Below are 26,218 nucleotides of genomic sequence, written 5' to 3' on the forward strand. Positions count from 1 at the left end.
GAATATTTTTCATCAGGCAAGGAGGTAAATTGACCTCATAGCGGGTCTATTAGGTTAATTTACCGACGCAGGATGATGGAAAATAGGCCGGCAAATGGATTTGTTATTTATTTAATTGTGCCTTAAATCATATAGTGTTGTATAAAATAATTTAAGATTCACCTGATTTTTTTAAAGTTATAAGTAAACATTTATACAATAGAAATTCTATTTCCTTTTTTAATCTTACTAGTTCTTCTAAACTTATATTTTTAAGCTCTTCTTTTCTTTGACTGAACTCTTCGTTTAATTCATTGAATAAAGCCAATATTTCCTCTTTATTAATTTCCTTTAACTCATCAAGATACTTTCTTATAGCATTTTCCACATCATTTGCCCATTTATCTATGGCATTCATTGATATTTCCTCTATCTTTTTCTGCCAAGTCAAAGAATCATATAAGAAAAATATTGAATCTGTAAATACGCTTAATGATTCTGTTATTCCTTTTAAAGATGTCGCTCTTATTGTTTTTAGAATATGATTTAAGTTACTATTTTTATATCCTTGACCTGATTTTTCTAAAGTGTTTGAGAGCTTTTTCAAGTTTTTGCTCCCTATATAACCATTTTCAAGCTCTTCCGAATTACCCTTATACGCTTTTCTAAATATTTCTCCTGTTGCTTTTTCTACGCTGCCACCTGCATGTTTTTCTATAACTCCTTCTACCACTTCACTATAAGATGGCATTTTACTATTAACATTTTCTTTTAACTTGGCAATTTCTGAATTCAGCATAATATCAACTATTCTATCTAAACTAACAACCTCATCTTCAATATAATTATTCAAAATATCAGTCTCTTTATTGGTAAGCCTTGGAACATAATAATTCTGCATCAATCCAAAGGTTTCTTCTTTCATTGACCATTTGCTTTCATCATATATATACTTACATATTTCTTCTTTAATCTTTATATCTGATTTTCCTATAAGTCTTACAGTTTTTAACTTTATTTTGGCAAAGCCCTCTTCTACTGCATTTAATATATTTTCTTTTTTATCTATAAATTCCTTTATGACTTTAATTCTCTCTTGAGTATCTTCCTTTTCATTCTCTATTTCTGCAATTCTAGAATTAATTTTTATATCACATTCACGCAATATATAATCTTGATAACTTTTCAATGTTTCTGAAAGTTCTTCTAATTTACTAGGTTCATTAATGCTTTCATGAATATAATCCCAAAGTTTATCTGCAACCGGATTTTTATCGCTATTACTTTCAATTAAGAACATTTTAATTTCTTTATGCAGACATTCACTTACAGCTTTAGCTATTTCACAAACTCTTTTATTTTCTTCATTAATATCCTGCGGACACATGTTTATAGCCAGAACAACTTCTACATTATTATTTATTATTTCTCCAACATATTTTAAAAATTGAAAATCATCATCTCCAATTCCAGCTCTGTATGAAACTACATATACTATAAAATCACTTTCTGGTATAAATTCCTTTAATATTTCCTCATGTCTTTCAATTAATGATCCATATCCTGGAGTATCAAAAATTCTCATACCATTATATTTCTCGTTTTTACACGCTCCAATATATCTTAACCTATTTATATTATCATGTGGATTTAAAGTAAGTGTTGAAAATTTATCATTATCTAAAATCTCTATGCTTAAATCATTATTTATAGCTACTAAAGTTTCTTCTGAATTTCCATCAACAACAACTTCTGTAACTATACCTGTTGTTGGTTTAACACTTTCAGCTAGTATCTTTTTATCAAATAATGTATTTATTAAAGCACTTTTTCCAGAGCTTGTCTCTCCTAGCATGACAATATAATGGGATGGATTAATTATTCTATCTTTTACTAACAGATTTTGAACTCTAATACCATCATTTTTAATAATGTCAACAACCTTATCTATTCTCTTTTGTCTATCTATGCAGCTTTTAAAAATGTCCATATATTAATTCTCCTTATATTCTTCTATTAATTCCTTTAATACCTTTAGATCTTCTTCAAATTCTAGTACCTGCTTTTCGCTATAATTTGCTTCATATCTTTTCTCTATATTTTCAATATCATCTTTAAAGGTTCTTTCTAAATTATCTTTTAAGTTTCTTATGGCTTCATCTATTTCTTCCTGCTTTGCCATTAAGTCCCCAATGATTTCTTCCTTTAAGTATTTTTCTAAATCTTCTATCATTGGCTCTAGATCTTTTAGAGTATAATTAGCTCTGTTTTCAACAATTCTCTTTCGCATGTTGTCTCCTATTAGAGAAAATGCCAAGCTTATTCCAAGTCCTACAAGAATTCCTGCTGGCCCTCCTAGTGTTCCTACTGCACCTATAGTTCCAATTACTCCACTTGATAATCCAAATATCGTTGGAAGGGCTTTTTCATATTTAATTGAACTCTTTTTATTAAAGAACGATATATTTTCATATGTTCCATCAAAACCTTTTATCTTAATGTTTTCAAATTCATTATTGATGTTTCTTATAAAGATACCGATTCTTCTAAGAATTTCATCCATTATATCATTTATTGCTTTATCAGAACTTTCCTTGTATATTAAACTTAGCCTATTTCCATCAACTATTCCTTTATTGATGATTCTTCTTAAATCCACTCTTAAATCTTCAATATTTTCTTTTATTATCTTTGAAGAGTCTTCTATAATACTTTCCATCTCATTATCTGCATAAGATCTACAGCTTCTTATTTTCTTTTTATTTGCTGAAAGGATGTTTTTTATTTCTTGTATTTTTTCTTCCTTTTCTTCTTCATTTTGCTTATCTTGATTTAGAGCTAAGATTTTATAGCTTTCTATTTTATCATTAATGTTCTTCATAGACTCATAAATTCTTTGCTTTAAAGTCTTCATCAAGTCTTCATTATATTCTTTTGAGATATTCTTTATTTCTTCTATTACTTTAGTTATACCTGAATTATTATAAGCTGTTTCATCCTTAGTAAACTTACCTTTAACAGCCTCATAAACATTTACTATGTTTACATTTATATCTTTTTCCTCATCATGTGCGTAGCTAATGCTATAAAGTACCCCTTCATTATGCTCTTTTGCCTCATTTGCATCTTCCACACTCTCATCATTCCACTTATTTTGAACAAAGATAGTATTAGATAATTTGGGCCATAAAGCATTTATGAAATTCTTTTCTGTTCTTGTAATTGGGGGGTTTGTTCTAATCATGAAAATTCCTGCTGCTAACTTATCTATATATTCTAATGTAGTTCTTTGGTTTTGTGGCGTCAAACTCCCGACACCAGGTAAATCTACAAGAACAATATTATCTTTTAATATATCACTTTTATTATGTAATACTATTCTAGATACCTTAAGACTATTTGCTGCATTATAATCATTATGTACATACTTCTCCAAATCTCTTACACGTATGCTCTCCTTGTTTCCATTTAAATAATATATTTCAGCTTCATCAGCATCTTCTCCATATTTAATTTCAACTGGAACACAAGTTGTTTCATCAACATCAGTAGGTAATACATTATCCTCCATTAAGATAGAATTTAAGAAACTGCTTTTACCTGCACCTTGAATTCCCAAGACTGGAACTACAATTTCTTTTTTATTTAAATTTTCAACAAAGTGCTGAAAATATTTCTTATAATCAATACTTTGATTTTCATTATTAAGATATTTTTCTAATAACCCATAAAATCTTTCATCATTAATTAAATTTACATATGCCATTATTTATTTTCTCCTCTTCCCAAAAAGCCTAGCAAAAAATGATTTATTTCCCCATTCTACTTCTTCCTGTATGTCATTTATTCTTTCATTAAGTTCCTCTTCAAATTTACTTATGAGTTCTACTATAATATCCTTATCTTTAATCTTATTATCAATAAGCTTTATTTTTCCTAAAATTAAATCTGCATTATTATCACTATTTTCCCCCATTGACTTCTCTAACAGTTCAACTTTTTCATCAATGGCTTTTTCTAATGCATCCACTTTTTCTTCAACTTTTTCCACCTTAATATCATCTATTTTATTTAAAATGGCTTCCTTATTAGCTGCAGCATCCTTTACTACTTTAAGGCCTAAAATCGCAAGTCTTTCCTCAATAGCTTCAAACATTATTTTATTTTGCTCTGCAACGCTTTTATTAATTATTGCTGCTATTGTGCTCTCCATAGATTTCGTTGTTTTTGATATACTGTTATTTAATTCATCCAGCTTTTCTTCAAAATCGTCTTCTTGAAATTCTTGAAAATTCATCTTTAGATCACTTATCTTCTTTTCAATCGGTCTTAATTTCTCTATTACTTCTTCAGACATATTTTTAGATATCTTTGAAAGTATATTATTCATATCTTCTTGTATTTCACTCATCATATTTTTTGTAACTTCATCACTTTGAATTAAGATTGATTTTTCTTCCATACTATTTTTCTACTCCTTCATATTTAGGGATATTCAAAAAGTAACTTAAAATTGCTTCTAAAGTTTCCTTTTCTTCTTTCCCTCTAGATAAAGTATTTTCAAACAACTTTTCTTTTATAATCTTATAATCGCTAATCAAAAAATTATGTTTTTCCTGACTTTCTATTAGTGCCATATTATATATTGGATTTTTAGAATTAATTAATATATATCCCATATTAGCTTTATAGAATCTATTTATAATAGCATTTTTCAAATTATTTACTTCTAATAAAAGTTCCTGAACATTATTTGCATTTATAAATTCTCTACATGAATCTATAACTAAATTTACAAATAAATTATCATTATTTTTTAAGAAATAACTTAAATTTCTGCTCTCTAAAATATTTTTTTTAGAATTTCCAATTTGGATACCATTAAAAATTAAATACATATTACACTTTTTATCTTTTATTGCTTTCAACTTTTCCTGAACGTTAAAATTCCATTGGCTTAACTCATAAATAATTAATATATTATCAAAATAATATATTCCATTGTTTCTTATCTCATTGCATTCTTGTTCATTTAAATAAATTCCATATATCCTTAATATAAAATCCCTGCATGAATCTATCTCCCATGTCCAAAAAACATCTCTAACATTCTGATCATTATTGGATAAACCTTTTCTTCTTACATAGTTTCCGATTAGTAAGTAATTATTCTCTATTACTTTATTACTTAACAGATAGAAATTATATTGAGCTTTTGAAATAGAATATAGTATACTTTTTTTCTCATACTCATGACTTGTAACTTCTATTTCATACTGAGCATCACCTTCTAAAGTTAAAAGCTTGTCTCTAATTAGACTCAATCTTTTACTTGTGTCATCTATATCATAAATTTCTATATTTTGATTTTTCTTTTCTTCATATTCTTTTTCTCTTTTATTTACTTCCTCATAAAACATATCTATGGATTTTCTGTATTGAGTGCTCCATTCTTTTAATATATCCATATATTTAATTTTATTTTTATCGCATATTTTTTGTGCTTTTTGTATTGTAGCCTCTTTATCTATTATTTGCTCGTCATATCCAACTTCCTTATATCCCCACTCTTTATCAAATATATTTGATAATAATCTTTTTCCTTTGTTTAATACTCCATCTTTTTTAAATAACATAGTTCTTTCTTCATATTTATGTTTAATTTCTATGTTTTTACTTTCGATACTTGGCAGAAAATAGGAAAATCTTATATCCAAATTTAGCAAATTGTATATCTCTCTTTTTCTCTCTTCATAATCTTTAACTATATTTAATATATCGCTTTCAATATACAGCTTTTTATTATTAATTTTATCAACTATACCTAAATAATCATCCACACTCTCTGATGGTAACTCTGTAATTTCCGCAATAGTTTCTGAGATTATCTTTTCGATTTCTCTAATTTTTAGATATATTTTTTCCTGTGCATCTTCAAAATCACTTAAAAATTCATCTATATCATTGCTTTTTATCTTAATTAATTCTTCTATGCCTTCTAAATCATTTCCGTTTATTATCTCTTTATCTGTATTAACTATGCTATTAATTTTCTCCTTAATACTAAAAGCCCTCTTATATTCAAGCTTAGGAGCTTCTCGCATAACACAATTTCTTATAACCTCAATAAAAGCTTCCATATTAGATCTTTTATACAATATTTCATCTTTACCCACAATTCCTTTTAATCCGTTAAGTGCTGATATTTGAACTATCTCTAAATTTTCTTCAGCTTTAATTACTTCTTTTAAAAGCTTTTTAGCTCTGTCTCTATGCTTTTTTAAAATGGTAGTTTTATCTTCTTCTACTATTCCACTTTTTCCGATTTTTTCTTCGATTGAATCTATCATATTTTGTACTAGAACTATTTGTTTTCCTTTTTCGCTTATAATTTTAATTTTCTCAGCATTTGTGCCATCACTACTAGCCTTTACTGTAGTTAGAAATATGCAGATATCTATTGTTGGGAGCAATACTTCTAACGTTAATTTTTCATGATTTTCTAAATTCCACGCATCTAAGCCTGGACTATCTATTATATGTATATTATCATCCAGCTTATAATAAGGTGTTGTAATATCTATTTGAGTCACATCATATTTATTATTTGAATTATTTTCTTCATCTGCATATTTACTTATATTATCCTGAGTTAAATAAGTGCCTTCTAATATCTTTGGTTCCTTATCTTTAAAATAAACGGTTGCCTGTCTTTTCTCGCCCTTAGCTGCTGTTATTATAATGCTAGAACTTGGCCTAATTGCCATTGGTAAAATTTTTTCACCTAAAAGCGTATTTACTAGAGTTGATTTTCCACTGCTTGTCACTCCCATAATAGCAATTCTTATTATATTACTATTATAAATTCTTTCCCTTTCTTTAAACCACTCTATATCACTATTATATCTTTTTTGTCTATACTCATTTTCCCCTAAGACTTTAACTATTTCCTGAATTGTATTTAATATATAACTACTTTTTTCCATAGAACTCCTCATACTTATTCTGGATATTTTCAATCTCTTATATATATATTAACATAATTATAAGCAGTTATCTAAGCAAATACTTACTTTATAATCAAAATTTCGCATTTTATTAAATAAAAAAAATGCTCTATAATAGATATATCTCTCTGCTATATCTTCTTATAGAGCATTTTTGTTAACTGTGAAATCCTACACTACTTATTACCATTTACCTAGGCTCATGTGCCCTGCAAGTTCAGTCTTTGATCTTTGTTTTATTATCCAAGCCTCATCTTTCGCTTGCTTAAAAGCTGCAAGACATTTAGGATCCAGATTATCTTCTATGCCTTCTTCACTAAGAGCTATTATTTTTTCAGCTAAAGTTATTATTTCCATATGAATTCCATTTGTTTTATCTGAACGATATACTTTTTCAGCAGCTTCACTGCTTAATTCCTCAAATTTTTCTGCTCCAACATGACATTTTGGACATTTCTCAGGTGCTGTTTCTCCTTCACTTATATATCCACACACACTGCATTTAAATAACTTCTTCATAACTAATTCTCTCCCTCCAAAAATAATATAACTTTCTAATCTTAATTATTATTAACATATAAACATACAAAAAACTTTTTTGTATATTTATATAATACTCCTAACTATTAAAAAATTCAATTATTTTTATTAAATAATAACTATTATTTAATAAATCAATATAAAATATAAAACTCCAGCTTGAAATATAACATTGTAAGCTGGAGTTTTGTATTTTGTCTTATTGAATTAAAATTTTATCACTCTCTTTAATAGCTTCATTTGATTTAGGTAAAATAATTTGTAGCTCTCCATTTTCAAATCTTGCTGAAATTCTTGATTTATCAACATTGTCTACGCGAAGAGCTCTTGAAATCTGTCCATAAGTTCTTTCTCTTCTAATATAATTATCCTTTTCTTCGTTAATTTCCTCATTTCTCTTTGCTGAAATAATTAATGTATTATCTCTATATTCAAGGTCAATATCTTCTTTTTTAACACCTGGTAATTCTGCAGATACTAAATATTCATTTTGAGTTTCTCTTATATCTGCATTGAATTTTTTATTACTTCCAAATCCCAAATTCATTGGTGAGAAAAATTCATCATTAAAGAAACCATCAAAGAAATCGTCAAACGCACCTCCTTTTCTATCTACTCTGTTAGTTTTAAAAGGTATCAATCCAAACATACTAAACCCTCCTTAAAATTTAAAAATTTATTATTGTCTTCTATTATTTTGTCTTCCTTTGTTTTTACAAGTAAATTATACTTTTAAAGTCAAAGAAGGTCAAAGTCTATAAAACATTTATTTTTTTGTTCTTATAGCTTACAATTTCACTATAAAAAAATAGCTAGCTAATGCTAACTATTTCTTTGAATTTCTTATATTTAATGTATTTTAACAAACACAACCTTCAGATAATTTCCTTCTGGGAATTTCTCTGTAGTTGCGAAATCTTCTGGAAGATTATGCTCTTCTATAATTTCATAATTCCTATTTGATTCCTTAAATGCTTCATGTATAAACCTTTTAAATTTCTCCATATTAAAGGTTGCACAATTTGTTGAAGCCACAATCATGCCTTCATCTTCTGTTATTTCTATAACTGTTTTTACTAAATCTTTATAGTCTCTTGCAGCACTAAACTTATTATCTTTTGATGTTGCAAAGCTCGGCGGATCAAGAATAACTACATCAAACTTTAGTTTTTCCTTTTTTGCATGTTTAAAGTAAAGAAAAACATCTTGAACTATTATTTCATGCTTCTGAGGATCAATATTATTTATAGTAAAATTTTCAGTTGTTTTTTCTAAACTTCTGCTTGCTAAATCAACACTTGTAGTAATAGCTCCACCTTTTGCTGCTGCCATAGAAAAAGCTCCTGTATATGAAAAAGTATTTAATACTCTTTTGTTTCTAGAATATTTTTCTTTAATAGCTTTTCTTACTTCCTTTTGATCTAAAAATACGCCAACCATGGCACCATCATTTAAATAAATTGCAAAATTCACATTGTTTTCTTTAACTATAAGAGGTTCTGGTGCTTTCCTCCCATATACATAGCTATCTTCATCTACAACCATACCATTCTCTTCAAAGCGCTTCTTTTCATATATTCCCTCAAAAGATACTAATGCTTTTATAGCTTTAAATATATTATCTTTAAATGCATATATTCCTCTACTATACCAGGTTATAAGATAATATTCATCAAAGTAGTCAATAGTAAGACCTCCAATTCCATCGCCTTCACCGTTAAACACTCTAAATGCAGTAGTATCTTTTGAATGATAAAACTTCATCCTTTTAGAAAATGCATTTCTAAGCTTATCATAAAAAAATTTATAATCCAAATTACTATTTTTACTGTTACTTAAAAGCCAACCGCAGCCCTTATTTTGCTTTCCATAATACCCTTTTCCTAAAAAGGCTTTCTTTTCATCTATAAGAGTTATTATTTGTCCTTCTTCTTTTAAATCTTTTGTACTTTCTAATGCTTCTTCTAAAATTAATGGATATCCTTTTTTATATTTATTAATAAATTCTTTTTTTATTGTAATTATTGTTTCTTTCATATGTATCCTTCCTAATGCATAATCAAAACTATTTTATTCATGCATCTAAAATAAAACTTAAAGCAAAACAAATACCAGACACGTTAGTATTTGTAAAATGGTCTATTTTTTAATGCTAGATAATTATATCATATAGATATCCAACATATAAACTATACTTATAAATAAAATAATTATCCACTGAAATTAAGCTTTTGTGGCAGCTTAGCGAAGTTACATATTTATTTGTTATTTAACGTAATATCTTTTAATGCATCAATTATATAATCTTTCTGTTCCAGACTTAATTCTGGGAAAACTGGTATTGCGAAGGTTCTATGTGATAAGTATTCAGCTACAGGTAAATCACCTTCTTTATATTCAAGATTTTTATATACCTTCTGTAAATGCATTGGTACTGGATAATACACCCCTGTATTTACCCCTTTTTCTTTTAACTTATTAATAACTTCTTCTCTATTTTCAGCTTGCACTACATACATATTATATGCTGATTTACCTTCTGCTATTATGACAGGTAAAGTTAGATCTGTTTCTTTTAATTTTTCATCATAAGTTTTAGCATTTTTTCTTCTTGCTTCGTTCCAGTTATCTATGGAATGTAATTTTATTCTTAAAATTGACGCTTGAATTGTATCTAATCTTGAATTGAATCCAATTAGATAATTATAATATTTTAATGGATTGTATACTGTATCATCATGTTCTTCTGATGATTTAATATTTTCACTTATTCCATTTAATAAATTATAAGCTTTTTGACCATTTTCACCACTGCCATGAGTTCTAAGCGCTCTTGCAATAGTTGCTATATCATCATCAGAGGTTGTTATGATTCCGCCATCTCCTGCACACCCTAGGTTTTTAGTTGGGAAGAATGAGAAACATCCTACATCCCCTATAGTTCCAACTTTTTTCCCTTTATATTCAGCGCCAACAGCTTGAGCTGCATCTTCTATTATTTTTAAATCATGCATTTTTGCGATTTTTCTTATTTCATCCATCTTTGTAGGTTGTCCAAAAATATGAACTGGCATAATAGCCTTTGTTTTTTCAGTAATTTTTTCTTCAATTTTTGATGGATCTATATTATAAGTATCCTTTTCCACATCCACAAACACAGGTATTGCACCTACAAATGAAATACTTTCTGCTGTTGAAAAAAATGTAAAAGGTGTAGTTATAACTTCATCACCTTCTCCAACACCACATGCCATAAGTGCTATAACTAATGCATCTGTTCCATTTCCAACTGATATTGCATGTTTAACTCCTATATATTCTGCAAACTCCTTTTCAAATTCTAATACTTCACTTCCCATAATATAACTTGCAGATGAAAGCACTCTGCTTACAGCCTCTACAACTTCTTTTTCAATTTCTTTATATTGTGCCTTTAAATCAACTAATGGAATGTTCATTTTTCTTTCTCCTTTTTATTTGCCACTGATTTTTTAACTTAATAAAAGCTATTTTTCCATGACTTACTTTTTTACTTAATCACCTTTTATTTTCCTATTTTGCTACCTTAAACATGCATATTTTCGTAGTTATAGAAATGTCGCCCTTTTCTTTAATATACCCTTCTAAGTACCTTGTAAACTCTTTCTTCTTTTCCCCAATAAGTATGGAACTTCCTTGAATTGTTGAGGCTTTATATGAAACTACTGGTTCCGGATTATCTACTATAATTTTTCCTTCCAATATTTCTATATCAACCTTCTCAAAATATTTTCTAATAATCGGCTCCCCATTTTCTAATTCAAACCTAGCTGAATACCCGTTATTATCAATTCCTAGGCTTGAATCAAATTTTTCTGCAAGCTTATTTAATTCAGCCATAGTTTCGCAGGAATTAACCGTAATGTAAGCCCTACCTCCTGGAACTAAAACCCTTTTAATTTCAGATATAGCTTTTTCTATATTCGGTGCAAAATAAATCATGTGCCTAGCAATTACAATATCAAAACTTTCATCTTCATAAGGAATATCTTCAACATTTATTTCTTCATACTTAAAGTTGTGATCTAAATCTTTTAATTTATCTTTTGTACTCTTTAGCATACCTTTTGAGAAATCAGATAATATAATTTCTAAACTTTCATCTATATTTTCTTTATTCTTATACCACAGTTTCCCTGTTCCACATCCAACCTCTAAGACTTTTGCATTTTTTCTAAAGTTAATTTGATTAAAACACCACTTGTCAAAATCCACCTTATTGATATTATAGCTGTGAAGATCATTTCTAATATTGAGATTCTTATCGCTTTTATATTGCTCCCTAACCACACTTTCAATATTAGTTATCTTTATAATATCAATTAAGTTATTGGCGTCTAAAAAGCCATTTTTCTTTGCTGTATTTTTAGCTTTATTAAAAACAGCTATAACTGCATCAATGTGCTTCTTTTTCTCTTCTAAGGCTTTTTTCTGAATGCTTATCATATTTTCTAGATTTTCTCCGCTTTCATGTAAAATATGACCTATTTCACTAAGCGATAGCCCAATAAACTTTAAAGTTGTAATCTGTTGAAGCTTTAAGAAGTCATCTTCGCAATAAATCCTATATCCTGCATCAGTTTTCTGTGATGGTTTCAGAAGTCCAATTTTATCGTAATGAAGTAATGTTTTTACTGTTACTCCTGATCTTTTAGCAAATTCACCAATCTTCAAAATTATCCCTCCTCTGTAGGCATGCAAACGAAAATAGCAGTTCAAATATACTAGCATATTGATTTTCTATTTTTTGAATAATATATCTCAAATTTATTGTAATCCCCTACCTCAGGGTAGAGTCAACAATCTTTTAACTCTTAACTTAAAATAATGCCTACAACTTATTAGTAATCAATAAATTGTAGGCCTCTATTTTTATTATAGTAATTCTTTAGGTATATGAAAGAAATCAACTTGTTATTTTCTTAATAATTCCTTAATAACTTTCACAGTTTCTTCAGCTATATATTTCGCATCTTCAAGTGCTAAGGTAGTATATACTGGAAGTGTGATTTCATTTTCATATTGTGCATAAGCATTTGGATAGTTTTTAATATCATATCCTAGGTTTTTATAAAGTGTCATCATTGGTAATGGCTTATAGTGAACATTAGTCGCTATTCCCATTTCAGCTAATTTTTGAATTGCTGCATTTCTCTTTTCTTCATTAAACCCTTTAACTCTATAAAGATATAAGTGATATGATGTTTCAGTTCCGTTATCATCCTTTGTAACTGGAATTATTGAAAAATCTTCTTTGCCTAGAATATCTGAATATGTCTTAAAAATTTGTCTTCTCTTTTCAAGCATTCCTTCATATCTCTTAAGCTGAACTAGACCAATTGCAGCTCCTATATCTGTTAAATTACACTTAAGTCCATCATTTATAATATCATATTCCCAAGCACCAGCTTTAAGTTTGCTTAATGCATCTTTTGATTGACCATGCATTGCAGTAAATCTCATGTATTTAAGTAAATCATCATGGTCTCCAAAATGATTATCATTAAAAGTAACAGCTCCACCTTCTCCTGTAGTTAAGTTTTTAACTGCATGGAATGAGAATGAATGAAAATCCGCCTGAGATCCAACTGGTTCTCCCTTATATTTAGCTCCAAATGAATGAGCAGAGTCGCAGATTATCATAATATCTTCACGATTCATATCTTTAAGTACCTTTTTTAAAGCATCATAATCAAATGGGTAACCAGCTATATCAACTGGAATAATAGCTCTTGTCTTAGCTGTAATCTTTTCAGCTACCTTATCTATATCTAACATAAATGTATCTTCCTTAACATCTACATATATAGGCTTAATACCTCTATGGATTGCAGCACTTGAAGTTGCAGTATAAGTATATGGAGTTGTTATTACTTCATCTCCTTCTTTAAAATCAAAGACTTTAAGTACTAACTCCTCTGCTGCTGTTGCACTATTTAACGCTAATGCTTTATTAACTTTTAAATAATTTTGAATTCCTTCTTCAAACTCCGCAAGCTTTGGTCCTGATGTAATCCAGCCTGATCTAAGAACATCAGCTACTGCTTCTATTTCTTCTTCTGTTATATCAGGTGGTGAAAAGGGTATTTTTTTCATGTAATTCATCCTCTCTTAAATTAAACAAAAATTTTAAAGTTCCATTACATTATTTTTAAGAATCTCATAAAAACTTAATAATAGACTGTTATTAATTACATTATAAACTCCACCCTTAGGTTAGAGTCAAGTTAAACTTATAATATGGCACAATCAAAAGAATAACAAGTCCATCTGCCAGTCTATTTTCCATCAAAGGAAGCTCGACTCACTATGCTCGCTGAGTAAGCGATTCGCGCAAAATCATAGATTTTGGCTCTCTGCTTATCGCCAAAATACCATAATAGGCCCGCTATTATGGCACTTCGCCTCCTTGCCTGATGAAAAATATTCTTGTCAGTTTTGGACTTGTTATTTTTTTCATGTGCCTAATAAACCACGCTTTTCTAGTATATTTTCTCTAAAACTATTTTTCCTACTAGAAAATTGTGGTTTTTTATTTATGCTTCACTATTATACTTTTATTATAAATCAACGATTACAGGTAAAATCATAGGTTTTCTCTTCATCTTTGTATACACAAAATTATCGACTTCTCTTCGTATACTATTTTTAATTTCTGCCCATTGAGTTATATTTTTTTCTAAACACTTTTCCACAACGTTAGTTACTATTTTTCTTACTTCTTCAATTAACTCTTCAGAATTTCTAACATATACAAAGCCTCTCGAAACTATGTCTGGTCCTGATATGATTAGTTTATTTCTTCTATCTATGGCTACAACCACTGTTATTATTCCATTTTCAGCTAAGTTTTTCCTATCCCTAAGCACCATATTTCCAACATCCCCAACTCCCATTCCATCTACAAGTACCCTTCCAAATGGTGCTTTACCTGTCACTTCTCCTTTATTTTTTGTTAATTCAAGAACATCACCATTTTCTAAGATAAATGTATTTTCCTTTCTAACTCCCATGCTTTGTGCTATTTTAACATGTGTAATTAAATGCTTATATTCACCATGAACTGGTATAAAAAATTTAGGCTTCAATAAAGCCTCAATTAATCTTAATTCTTGTTCACAAGCATGACCTGAAACGTGTATATCTTCTATTGATTTATAAATAACATTAGCACCTTTCTCTATCAAGTCATTTACTACATTCGATACGGCTTTTTCATTTCCTGGTATTGGAGTTGCTGAAATAATAACCATATCTCCTTCTTGTATCTGTATATGTCTATGTGTTGATGCTGCTATTCTTGTAAGTGCAGCCATTGATTCACCTTGACTTCCTGTTGTAACAATAGTCAGCTTATCATCTGGATAGTTTTTTAACTCATCAAGGCTTATTATCATATCTTCTGGAATAACCAAATACCCAAGGGAAATTGCCACTTCTGATATATTTTCCATCCCCCTTCCACTAAAGGCTATTTTTCTGTCATGCTTCATTGCACAATCAGCAATTTGCTGTAATCTATGAATATTTGATGCAAATGTTGATACGATTATCCTTCCTGTTGCTTTACCAAAAAGATTCTGCAGCGTTTCACCAACAGTTTTTTCTGACATTGTATACCCTTTATGGAGAGCATTAGTGCTATCAGCCATTAAAAGCAGTACTCCTTTTTTACCCAATTGTGCATATCTTTGTAGATCCATAACTTTTTCATCAACTGGTGTAAAATCAACTTTGAAATCCCCACTGTGAACGACAACACCTACTGGTGTATGTAATGCAATAGAGCAGCTATCAGGTATACTATGATTATTTCTAATATATTCAATTTTAAACTGCTCTAATTTTATTAATTCACCTGGTTCTACCATGTTTAACGTACAATCACTAATCATAGTATGTTCCTTTAATTTCACCTCAATTAATCCAAGTGAAATCTTTGTTCCATATACAGGAATATTAATCTGCTTAAGTACATATGGTAATCCACCTATATGATCTTCATGACCATGAGTAATAAAAATCCCCTTTACTTTATCCTTATTCTTTATTAAATATGTTACATCTGGAATTACAATATCAATTCCATAAAGATCTTCATCAGGAAACGCTAATCCACAGTCTATAACTATTATTTCATCCTTATATTCAAACGCCGTCATGTTTTTTCCAATCTCACCAAGACCACCTAATGGTATTATTTTTAATGGCTCTACTTTTTTCTTTACCTTTTTATTTTTATTCTTAGTCTTCTTCCCAGCTTCATTACTCTCCACTTTACCACCCCTCAATATTTATTGTTTTTTTTAATTGTACCTTAAATTAAGTATTTACAAATAAATTTAAATATATGAATATTAATTGATATAAACAGTATACCTAAAGTTAAAAATTTAATGCACAACTATAGTTAAGTATTCCTTTATTCTGTAGTTATGACCAGATAAATTAATTCTTAATTATACATTGTGCATTACATCAAAATATATGCCAATTTACATATAAGTATTATTTAATAATACATTTCCTTTAATTTCTCTACTATTTCCATCTCACAACTTGATATCTGCCTTATACCATATCCAAGAAGTAATGGTGAACTTGTGAATCTAGGCGTCACCTTACATATGATCTTTCCTTTGATGTGATAGAAGAATATATTAAAACTATCACATTTTACAAAATAATTATTTAAAAGATAATGAACTATCTTTTTCAAATTAAGTGCTAATTCATTTAATGCATGTAAATCATCTTCTATTATTATGTTAAACTCAGTAAAGCCATTAAATGGTTTATGAGATAAATTCACAAGACAATCATCACCTTTATGAACCTCTATTCCCTCAAAATAGTCATCCTTTATTCTAGATTTATAATCTATATCTTTTATACCCACAATCTGCATATGTGGATGTTTTAAACTTCCACCCGATCTTGGTCCATGATTTTTATAAAATATAACAGATTTATATTCTCCACTTTCCTCTATCTTTAACCAGTGCGTAACACTAAATCTGATTAACTCTTCCATGTATTCCTCAGAATACTTTCCCATGTCAGTATCGCAGCCATAGGTTTCTATAATAACTAATTGATATGTATCTTTTATAGTTGGATATTTATTTTTAAGCAACATAAATGGCCCTTTTTCATCTATAACATCACTAAGTTTGTCTCTATTACAAAATGGACATTCTTTCATATTTATTTTTTGAAATTCATTAGGCTTATCTTTATTTATGTCATTTAAAAACACTAAATATTTATCCTCTTCCATTTACATCACCAAAACCTTCCATCAAGGCATATTAACAAAAATAACAAGTCAAAAATATCATGTTTATTTTAACATCAAACACAAAATATACTGTTAGGTAAACATGCTGACTAAGTATGATACCACCCAAACAGTCTAGCATGCTGACTTGTTATTTAAATATACCAATAATCATTTTTTTATCAAAACATGTGCACACTTTGAAGGAACAGTTATATTATTACCTTCTATAGAATAAATTTCGTGAGCTCCAGCCTTTTCTTTATTTACCAGAACACTCCAACCGCATTCTTTTAAATCTATAAATACTTCTTCATCATTTGGATTGAATATTACCACCACAGTATTACATAAATTATTTCCACTGTTGTCTTCTATCTTATATGCAACAACATCAGATTTATAAAAGTCTTCTCCATACTCTAAGAATGTTAAATTTTTTCTAATTTCTTCACTAGAATTCATTCTAAAAGCTTTATATCTTTTTCTTAATTTTATTAAACCTTTATAGTAATTAACGATTTCTCTATACTCAAATACTCTATTCCATTCTAAGCAGTTTACTCTATCAGGAGCATTATAGCTATCATGATTGAAGCTGCCATCATCATTTTTCTTTGTTCTTAAAAATTCTTCACCTGCCTGAAAAAATGGTATTCCTTGAGAAGTTAAAACTATAGCGGCTGCTAACTTATTCATATTTTTGAGCTTCTGAGTAGATGAATCTCTATTAGTCAAATACAACTTATCCCATAATGTATAGTTATCATGTGCCGAAATATAATTTACACATTGATACGGCTCATTGGCCCATGCAAAGTTTGAATATATAATCTTATTATAATCAATTCCTTTTTGAAAAGTAGCTCCAACTATACAAAATTTGATATTTTCTTCAAGTCCTGTTTTTCCATTCACATATCCACTCTCATTTATATTAAATACATGACCCTTAACAGAATCCCTTGTATCATCGCTAAATGCTGCAATCTGCATTCTATCAAATTTGATTATATTTTGCTTAACAGCTGATTCTCCCACACCAAGTGGTGTCCAGCCACCAGTCCAGCCTTCTCCATACATTAATATTGCTGGATCAATTTTATCTAATTCTTCCCTAATTCTTCTCATGGTTTCAATGTCATGAAGTCCCATTAAATCAAATCTAAATCCATCTATATGGTATTCCTTAGCCCAATAAATTACTGAATCTATAATGAGTTTTCTAACCATATAACGTTCTGAAGCTAACTCATTTCCGCATCCTGAACCATTTGAAAAATTTCCATTTAGATCTTGTCTATAATAATATCCTGGTACTGCTAAATTTAAATTAGATTCATAACTTTTATAGGTATGATTATAAACCATATCCATTACCACTCTAATTCCTGCTTTATGAATACCTAGTATCATTTCTTTAAATTCTTTGATTCTCATTTCCCCACGGAAGGGATTTGTAGAATAAGAACCTTCAGGTACAAAATAATTTTTTGGATCATATCCCCAATTGTATTGTGGCACATCTGCTTTACTTTCGTCAACAGTTTCATAATCAAAAGATGGAAGTAAGTGAATGTGCGTTACTCCCAGTTCTTTCAAATAATCAATTCCTGTTTTTATATCACTATTTGGAATAGTAGTACCATTTTCACAAAATGCTAGAAATTTTCCCCTTCTTTCAAATCTTATCCCTGAACTTTCACTTACTGAAAAATCTCTTATATGAACTTCATATATTATTGATGCTGTTGCATCACTTGATTCTGGAGCTTTATCTTTATCAAAACCTATAGGATCAGTTTCCCTAAGATCAACTACCATTCCTCTATTTCCGTTAACACCTACTGCCTGAGCATAAGGATCAGTTACCTCTCTTTCTATTCCACTATTCGTGACTAAATAGTTATAAAATTCTCCTTTTAAATCTCCCTTAACTTCAATTTCCCAAATACCCTGTGAACTTCTGTTCATATCAAGTATTTCCTCCGGAGGATTCATATAATTCTTTTCATCTCTGCCAAACAAAGCTAAACGCACCTTATTTGCATTAGGCGCCCATAATATGAACTTTGCACTACTCTCAGCATATTCTACGCCTAATCTTCCAGCATAATTATTATAATCATTATCTAATAAATTCATTCTATTATTACTCCTCTAATACCCATATTAAACATCTAATTTTTAATAGTGGAAGTCTAAACTCCTAACATTAATCTGTTTTAGTTTTTTAATTCTTTTATTACTTTTGATGAAAATGCTGGAACGCTTAATTTTATTTTTCCGCCATCAATTATGTTTTCATTTCCGTCTAACAGATCAAGTCCTTTTGTAATCTGTAATTCAAACTCCAGATAACATTCTTTATCACTTAAATTTAAAATCACATATATTTCATCATTTTTGCTGAATCTCCTGAATACAAATTGCTCGTTTTTAACAAGAATCTGTTCATATTCACCATATTTTATAGCTTCACTCTCACTTCTAATTTTCCCAAGCTTCTTGATTAATTTAAATAACTTTTCATTTTTCTCGTCTATTTTTTCAATATCTAATTCTGGTCTTAATGATAAATCACTTCCCTTTTCTTTAACTCCTTTAATGCCATATTCACTTCCATAATATATACTTGGTACTCCAGGCATTGTATATAAAAGCGTATAAGCATTATATATATATTCAGGAACTTTTAAAATACTAGCGAGCCTGCTTACATCATGATTATCAGCAAAGTTATATAAACATAAATTTTTATACAACCCATTTCTTCCAAATAATCTATTTAATGAATATGCAATTTCAAAGTAATTTTTATCATTATGACTTGAGTAATTTCCTTTATAGCATTCATAATTTGTTACTGAATCTAATCTTTCTGAATTTGCCCATCTATTATAATCTCCATGAATGACTTCTCCCATAAGCCAAAAATCATTTCTTTTACTTTCAGTGAATTTTTTTAAAGTCTTAAAAAACTCAAAATCAATGCTATCCGCTGCATCCAACCTTAAACCATCTATATCAAATTCATCTATCCACGTCCCTACAGCTTGTAATAAATGATCTATAACTTCTTGATTTTTTAAATTAAGCTTTACTAGTTCATAACATCCATTCCATGACTTATAGCTGAACTCATCCCCAAAAGGACTTTTACTATCAAAATTCAAATCTACAAACCAGCTACAATATCTAGAATTTCTTTTATTAATTTGAACATCCTTAAATGCCCAAAATTCTCTGCCCACATGATTAAATACTCCATCTAGTATTATTCTTATATTATTTTCATGAAGCTTAATACACACTTCTTTAAAATCTTTATTGGTTCCAAGTCTTTTATCTATTTTATAATAATCTTTAGTATCATAACCATGATAACTGGATTCAAAAATTGGTGTAAAATAAACAGCATTAACACTCATTTCTTTTAAATGTGGTATCCACTTTTCAATTTTAGAAATTCTATTTTCATTTTTATAAATTTTCTTAGGCTCTAATACACCACAAACTCCTAATGTGTAAAATTCATAAAATATACTCTCTGAAATCCACGAATTCATAAATTTATCTCCTTTTATCCTCATATATTATACCACTCTTGTTACATTTTTTTCCATATAACACTAAAATATATATTTTTATCAATCTAATTCTGCTACTATTTATCTCTATTATTAATTTATGCATAAATAACTGTATTGATTATATTGAAAAATAAAGTAATATTTTTTTTATTTATGTGCATACTAGCTTTGAAATTGAATTTTTACGGAGGTATGCAAATGAATAAAAAAAATATAAAATATATAGTAACTTCTTTAGTTATGATTAATTGTTTAGCTCTTGCTCCTACATCAGCATCAGCATATACATATTTCAGTTACTCTAATTTAGAAAATCAAATATCTTATGCTCATAAAGATGGCAAATCTAAAGGATTTGATATCTTTAATGAAAAAAACCATAAGTATCTTTCTGCTGAACAAAAAAAGGAACTCCAAGAAATTAAAAAATGTAAAGATAAAGGTGAAACCCTTTCAGAAGATCAAAAGAAAACTTTGCATTCACTTATTGACTGTATTATTAAAGGAAGACTTGGAGATAAAAAATATGCTGATTTTAAATGTTTGATGGACAAAAAACGTTCAAACACAAATTTAACTGAAGAAGAAACTAAAAGATTAGATGAATATAATGATATCATTGATGGAACTAAGCCTACTGGTGCTGATATACTTGAACAATTTCTAAGATAACATTTCTATATATAATTAATATTTTTATATTTAAGAGCAAAATCTGCAATTTAGATTTTGTTCTTAAATATTTCTATCATAAAAAGATAAAATTTTATTAAAAAAAGGAAATGAAATTCCATCTTTTTCAAAATAAGCTTCATGCTTGGAGTCTTTTACATAAACTAGTTCACAATTTTCAGCATAAGTTGAAAACTTATTTTGTGCCCTTGGAATAACATGAGTATCATGTTCTGCTTGAAATAATAACACTGGTATTTTTACTTTTAAAGCATTCTCCTTCTTAATTAGTTTTCTAGTTGCCTTTAAGCTTTCAAGATACCATATTGCAGAAGATCCTCCACTATGATAACAATTATTATTTCTAATTTTCTCCTGCAAATAGTCATACCTTTCCTTACAGCTGGTAGATCTGCTAGAAAATATTTTTTTATCCCTGTAAGGCAATTGCCCTGGAAGATAATTAATTCCTTTCCCAAAAAGCTTCATTCCTCCCGCAACAACATTGGCTAATACTTTAGGCACTTTTCCTGTATTTATTTCATACATCGGAGAACTAAGTACCGCTGCTTTAAAATATTTAGTATACGCCTCTAAAAAAACAGTTCCTATTGCTCCTCCCATTGAATGAGCAAATAAAAATAAACTCTTATTTTCATTTTGAGGAAGAACAATCTCATCTATAAATTTCTTAAAATCATCCACATAATAATTGAACCGTTCAACATTAATTTGGTACTCATCCATTCCAAGCCTTTGAGAACGTCCATGCCCTCTATGTTCAAGAATAAAGACCGAATATCCTTCTCTCATAAGATAATAGATAACTTCATTATACTTTTCTGTAAACTCGCCAAATCCATGACATATAACAACACCTGCTTTTGAGTTTTCCACTATATATTTTTCATAATAAAGTTTTATATTATTTACTCCTGAAACATATCCTTTTTTTAAATTTTCCTTTAAATATGGTTCTACCTTGCTTGACATTTCTTCTTTATAATGGCTTTGTGAAATATACCTGTTAACATCCCTAAATTCAAAATCTAAATCCGAATATATCCTTGACGACTTTATTTCTTTACTCATGCTTCTACAATCCTTTCTTATAATTTTATATATATACCCTATATTTTATGAGTACTATTCTAATTATAATATAAATTATTCGTTTTAAATTCATGATAATTATAAGTTAAGATATAGAATAATTAATATAAATATACAACATGTAAACTAGACTTATCACTTTTCAGTCATAATTTATTAAGAGCTGTTTATTAATTTATATCATCTGAAAATTACAAGTTTTAACTTATATTTATATGTTAATAATTATATAAATATATTCATATTATAAAAATGGGTAGCCTTCTATTAAACAATGCTGCGTTTAAAATACAATTGTATAAATCCTCTTATATTTTATAGCAGGCAAACATCAGGACTACCCATTTCATTATTCCTTTAATATTTAAACCTCAATCGATTATTTAATCCTAGCTTAATACTAGTTCCTTTATGTATATATCTTTATTTTTGCTTAAATCTATAAACTCACCATCTTTTAATAATAATGGCTTAGACAAATCATTTACATTTATCTGCAGTATTTTAGCTTTTTCCCCTGTACTTAGTAATACATCTTCACCCATGTAATAATTAGCTATATGTTCTAAAAATACCTTTGAATATTCATAATCTAATTTGTTTAAGCTCTTTTCTTTAATTATCTCTAAAATCTCAAATGGACCTCTTTTATTTCTATATTTTTCATCCGAGTTCATTACATCAAGTTCATCTACAATTGCAATAATCTTTGCAAAGCAATGTATCTTTTCTCCAGTTATTCCAAGTGGATACCCAGATCCATCTTCTCGTTCGTGATGCATAAGTACTCCATAACTCACAGACTTATCTAGAAATGGAATGCCATCAACATGTTTATATCCTATTTTAGTATGCTGTTTTACATCATTATATCTTCCTTGTATTAAAATATCAGGTTTTTCTGGAATCTTTAAATCTACTTTAGTCATACCAAAATCATGCAATAATGCTGAATAGATTAGTAAGTTTATTTTTGATTGTTCCAGTCCAATCCATTTTCCTAAAAGAGCACTTAGGGCTGCAACATTTACACCATGTCTATATATTGGATCATCTCCACTCCCCCTAAAGACGACATTGCTTATAACAATTTCAGCAGACTTCAATTCCCTTTGGATTTTTTCTGAGAATATTCTAAGATCATTAACTCTATTTTCCTTAACTCTGCTTAATTTTAAAAACATATCTTTTAGCTCTGAACTTATTTCTTTAAACGTTTCTTCTACCTTTTTCATTTCTGCTTCTTTAGTATTTTGTGCTATAACTTCTTCGGACACATTGACTTCAATCTTTTCAAGAAAATATGCCTTATTTAATCGAGCAATTAGCTCTTCATTTACAACTGATCCTTCTTTTATTAGAAGATTTCCATTCTTTATAACATCTTTTGTAATGACCATTCCTGATTTCAATTCTTGGACGTTTACCAATTCCTTTTTATTCTTCATAAAACTCTCCCCCTATTGCTGCAATTATACTTTTAAAATAATATTTCTTTAATATATAAATCTTTTTCCTTCGCTAAGTCTATGAATTCATCATTTTTTAATATAAGAGGTTTTTCTAAATCATTTACATTCATCAGTATTATCTTGCATTTTTCGTTCGTATTTAATAATACTTCCTCTCCTATATAATAACCCACTATATGTTCTAGAAATACTTTTACATATTCATAGTCTAATTTTCCAAGTCCTTCATCTTTAACTATCTGCAAGGCTTCAAATGGTAACTTTTTTTTCTTATATGTTCTATCTGAATTTATTGCGTCAAATACGTCTGCTATAGCAATAATTCTTGCAAACTGATGTATCTCTTTTCCTTTTAACCCCAATGGATATCCAGAACCATCTACTCTTTCATGATGCATTAGAACACCATAACTTACCGCCTTGTCCAAAAATGAAATATTCTTTATAAATTTATACCCTACCTGTGCATGAGTTTTTATTACCTTTAATTCTTTTGGGGTTAAAGCTGCTTCTTTATCTAACACTTCTCTATCTATTTTAGTCTTTCCAAAATCATGTAGAATTGCAGAATAAACTAACAAATTTAACTGCGCTTTATCAAGTTCTAGCCATTTTCCCAAAAGAGCACTTAATGCTGCAACATTCACTCCATGTCTATAAATGGAGTCTGTCCCACTTCCATAAAGCACTATGTTTTTTATAACTAAGCTGCTTGGTTTTAATTCACTCTGAATTTTTTGAGAAAACTCTCTAATTTCATTCATAGCTGCTCCATTTTCATTCATTAATTGTCTAAACGTTTTAGGTAGCTTTAAAGCTATCTCTTTAAATTCCTCTTCCACTTTATTAGGTTCTTTCTTTTTAATAATATTTTTTTGTACTTTTCTATCGTATATTATTACGTTTCCAATAAACAACAAACCTTGTATCCTTTTTATCATCTGCTTATTTATTGGAATATCTTTTTTTAGTAATACCCTTCCATTTTGTTCTACATCTTTTGCTAATATCATTCCTTCTTCTAGCTGGTTAAAGCTTACTACCCTTGTATTATTCTCATCCATTCACTCTCACACCCATCATACCCTATTTTTTACTTCTAAATGTAATGTTAGTTTATTATCGTATATTTCGATAATAATTTTAACTGTTTTGAAATAAAATATTATTATTTAAAACAAATTCTACCACAATTCACCTGATTTATTAGACCATAGTATACTTAACAATAATCTAATTCTACATTATTATTGAAAACAAGTTTTGCAATTAAAGTCTTCCAGAAAATATACTTAATTAAATTATATTATTCTATATTTCTTATTTTTTGTCAAAAATTCTTTGAATTTCACCTAATGTTAGTAATAACAAAAATAGCACACTTACTTACACTTATTTAAGTATTTACTCATATAGAAATTACCATCATAGGAATATTACTTTATTAACTATGTGCTAGAGTATATCCTTGATATATAAAAAAGGATGAAATAAAAATAAATTTCATCCTTTTTTATATATTCTGCTAAATCATTTTACTCTATAGGTGATGCTTTCTTATTCCCTGTTTTAGCTTTCCCTTGAATTTCTCCAGGAACATTCCTTACATCATTTTTTTTATAATTCATTTTATGATTGCTTTCTGTTCCATGTGGTTCACTGGGATCTGGTCTTCTCATTCCTGCTTTTGCCATAAATATTTTCATCCTTTCTAAAATCTACTGATACTAACTTCAATTTTAGTATTGTAAAAATATTTATATAGTATACATTCTTTTGACTTAAGAATTAAATAAAAACTTATATATTAATAAGTTTTATTGTTCTTCTATCCACTTATTCCAAATATCCGAATTATATCCAACAGTTGCTTCCTTACCATTTCTAACTACAGGTGTTTTAATAACCTTTTGATTCTTTAATAATAGTTCAGTTTTTACTTCAGCACTTCGTATATTATTAAAATTTAGCTTTGTATACTCTTTTGATTTAGTATCTATTAAATCAATAATACTTACGGAATTAAGTACACTATTAAATTCACCTTTGCTCATAGCTTTCTCATTTAAATCGATAAATTGAAATTTTATGTTTCTTTCTTTAAAAAAACGCTCTGCTTTTTTAGTATCAAAACATTTCTTGGTCCCAAATATTTGTATATTCATATTACTTTATACCTCATATTTCTAAATTTTAATCATTATCAAAAATAATTATAGATAATAAACACATACTTTGTATAGTAAATATAATATTTTTATTTATATTATTATACCCAATAAAAATATCCACCTCTACTACCTTTATTTGTATATTATAATCAAAATATCAATTGTATTAAAATATTTTTCTTTATAATAAATTTTTTCCTATTTCAATCGTTGAAAAAGTTTATATTATGTCATATAATGTAATAGTGATAAGATATTTAGCATATTGAAATTATCCCTAAATTTCAGTATAATCAAACCCTTATATACCCACTAAATAAGAATAAGAGATTAGTTAGTAGCTAGTTTCTTA

Annotated in this window: 20 protein-coding genes; 1 reads left to right on the forward strand and 19 read right to left on the reverse strand. The window is 28.4% G+C overall.

Going from position 1 to position 26,218, the window contains the following annotated elements:
* Nucleotides 1-151: 151 nt before the first annotated feature.
* The 14 genes from CLOBL_RS15660 to CLOBL_RS15725 form a co-directional block, all read right to left on the reverse strand.
* Nucleotides 152-1,969, reverse strand: a complete 1,818-nt coding sequence (locus tag CLOBL_RS15660) for a dynamin family protein (RefSeq protein ID WP_077859901.1) — start codon at nt 1,967-1,969, stop codon at nt 152-154.
* Nucleotides 1,970-1,972: 3 nt separating this feature from the next.
* A complete protein-coding gene (locus tag CLOBL_RS15665; RefSeq protein WP_077859902.1) occupies nt 1,973-3,745 on the reverse strand; it encodes a dynamin family protein in 1,773 nt (590 codons plus the stop codon).
* Between the two features lie 3 nt (nt 3,746-3,748).
* Nucleotides 3,749-4,441, reverse strand: coding sequence for a hypothetical protein (locus CLOBL_RS15670; RefSeq protein ID WP_077859903.1), 693 nt, complete (start codon nt 4,439-4,441; stop codon nt 3,749-3,751).
* Nucleotide 4,442: 1 nt separating this feature from the next.
* Nucleotides 4,443-6,965 carry a dynamin family protein gene (locus CLOBL_RS15675; RefSeq protein ID WP_077859904.1) on the reverse strand — a complete coding sequence of 841 codons (2,523 nt, stop codon included), beginning with the start codon at nt 6,963-6,965 and terminating at the stop codon, nt 4,443-4,445.
* Between the two features lie 204 nt (nt 6,966-7,169).
* Nucleotides 7,170-7,505, reverse strand: a complete 336-nt coding sequence (locus CLOBL_RS15680) for a rubredoxin-like domain-containing protein (RefSeq protein ID WP_077859905.1) — start codon at nt 7,503-7,505, stop codon at nt 7,170-7,172.
* 220 nt (nt 7,506-7,725) lie between these two features.
* Entirely contained in the window at nt 7,726-8,175 is a 450-nt protein-coding gene (locus CLOBL_RS15685) for an Hsp20/alpha crystallin family protein (RefSeq protein WP_077859906.1), read from the reverse strand.
* 200 nt (nt 8,176-8,375) lie between these two features.
* Nucleotides 8,376-9,563: a class I SAM-dependent rRNA methyltransferase gene (locus CLOBL_RS15690; protein WP_077859907.1), complete on the reverse strand. Its 1,188-nt coding sequence runs from the start codon at nt 9,561-9,563 to the stop codon at nt 8,376-8,378.
* Nucleotides 9,564-9,784: 221 nt separating this feature from the next.
* Nucleotides 9,785-10,984: a DegT/DnrJ/EryC1/StrS family aminotransferase gene (locus CLOBL_RS15695; RefSeq protein WP_077859908.1), complete on the reverse strand. Its 1,200-nt coding sequence runs from the start codon at nt 10,982-10,984 to the stop codon at nt 9,785-9,787.
* Between the two features lie 94 nt (nt 10,985-11,078).
* Nucleotides 11,079-12,239, reverse strand: coding sequence for a methyltransferase domain-containing protein (locus CLOBL_RS15700; RefSeq protein WP_077859909.1), 1,161 nt, complete (start codon nt 12,237-12,239; stop codon nt 11,079-11,081).
* Nucleotides 12,240-12,479: 240 nt separating this feature from the next.
* Nucleotides 12,480-13,661: a DegT/DnrJ/EryC1/StrS aminotransferase family protein gene (locus CLOBL_RS15705; protein ID WP_077859910.1), complete on the reverse strand. Its 1,182-nt coding sequence runs from the start codon at nt 13,659-13,661 to the stop codon at nt 12,480-12,482.
* 464 nt (nt 13,662-14,125) lie between these two features.
* Entirely contained in the window at nt 14,126-15,841 is a 1,716-nt protein-coding gene (locus CLOBL_RS15710) for a ribonuclease J (RefSeq protein WP_077859911.1), read from the reverse strand.
* 236 nt (nt 15,842-16,077) lie between these two features.
* On the reverse strand, nt 16,078-16,845 hold the full coding sequence (locus CLOBL_RS15715; RefSeq protein ID WP_077859912.1) for a DUF4931 domain-containing protein: 768 nt from the start codon (nt 16,843-16,845) through the stop codon (nt 16,078-16,080).
* 171 nt (nt 16,846-17,016) lie between these two features.
* Nucleotides 17,017-18,990 (reverse strand): type I pullulanase, encoded by a 1,974-nt coding sequence (gene pulA / locus CLOBL_RS15720; protein WP_077859913.1) that lies wholly within the window; start codon nt 18,988-18,990, stop codon nt 17,017-17,019.
* An 80-nt stretch (nt 18,991-19,070) separates the two neighbouring features.
* Nucleotides 19,071-20,414 (reverse strand): alpha-amylase family glycosyl hydrolase, encoded by a 1,344-nt coding sequence (locus tag CLOBL_RS15725; RefSeq protein ID WP_077859914.1) that lies wholly within the window; start codon nt 20,412-20,414, stop codon nt 19,071-19,073.
* 222 nt (nt 20,415-20,636) lie between these two features.
* On the opposite strand from CLOBL_RS15725, the gene CLOBL_RS15730 reads away from it, so the two are divergent.
* Nucleotides 20,637-21,110, forward strand: a complete 474-nt coding sequence (locus CLOBL_RS15730; RefSeq protein WP_077859915.1) for a hypothetical protein — start codon at nt 20,637-20,639, stop codon at nt 21,108-21,110.
* Between the two features lie 63 nt (nt 21,111-21,173).
* On the opposite strand, the gene CLOBL_RS15735 is transcribed toward CLOBL_RS15730, so the two are convergent.
* The 5 genes from CLOBL_RS15735 to CLOBL_RS15750 all read right to left on the reverse strand — a co-directional run bounded on the left by CLOBL_RS15735 (nt 21,174) and on the right by CLOBL_RS15750 (nt 25,860).
* On the reverse strand, nt 21,174-22,202 hold the full coding sequence (locus CLOBL_RS15735) for an alpha/beta hydrolase (protein WP_077859916.1): 1,029 nt from the start codon (nt 22,200-22,202) through the stop codon (nt 21,174-21,176).
* Nucleotides 22,203-22,612: 410 nt separating this feature from the next.
* On the reverse strand, nt 22,613-23,671 hold the full coding sequence (locus CLOBL_RS15740; RefSeq protein WP_077859917.1) for an HD domain-containing phosphohydrolase: 1,059 nt from the start codon (nt 23,669-23,671) through the stop codon (nt 22,613-22,615).
* Between the two features lie 32 nt (nt 23,672-23,703).
* On the reverse strand, nt 23,704-24,759 hold the full coding sequence (locus CLOBL_RS15745; protein WP_077859918.1) for an HD-GYP domain-containing protein: 1,056 nt from the start codon (nt 24,757-24,759) through the stop codon (nt 23,704-23,706).
* A 471-nt stretch (nt 24,760-25,230) separates the two neighbouring features.
* Nucleotides 25,231-25,389: a hypothetical protein gene (locus CLOBL_RS28065; protein ID WP_009171994.1), complete on the reverse strand. Its 159-nt coding sequence runs from the start codon at nt 25,387-25,389 to the stop codon at nt 25,231-25,233.
* A 123-nt stretch (nt 25,390-25,512) separates the two neighbouring features.
* Nucleotides 25,513-25,860: an arsenate reductase family protein gene (locus tag CLOBL_RS15750; protein ID WP_077859919.1), complete on the reverse strand. Its 348-nt coding sequence runs from the start codon at nt 25,858-25,860 to the stop codon at nt 25,513-25,515.
* Nucleotides 25,861-26,218 lie beyond the last annotated feature (358 nt).

This window comes from Clostridium sp. BL-8 (assembly GCF_002006495.1).
In the GTDB taxonomy this organism is placed as follows: domain Bacteria; phylum Bacillota; class Clostridia; order Clostridiales; family Clostridiaceae; genus Clostridium.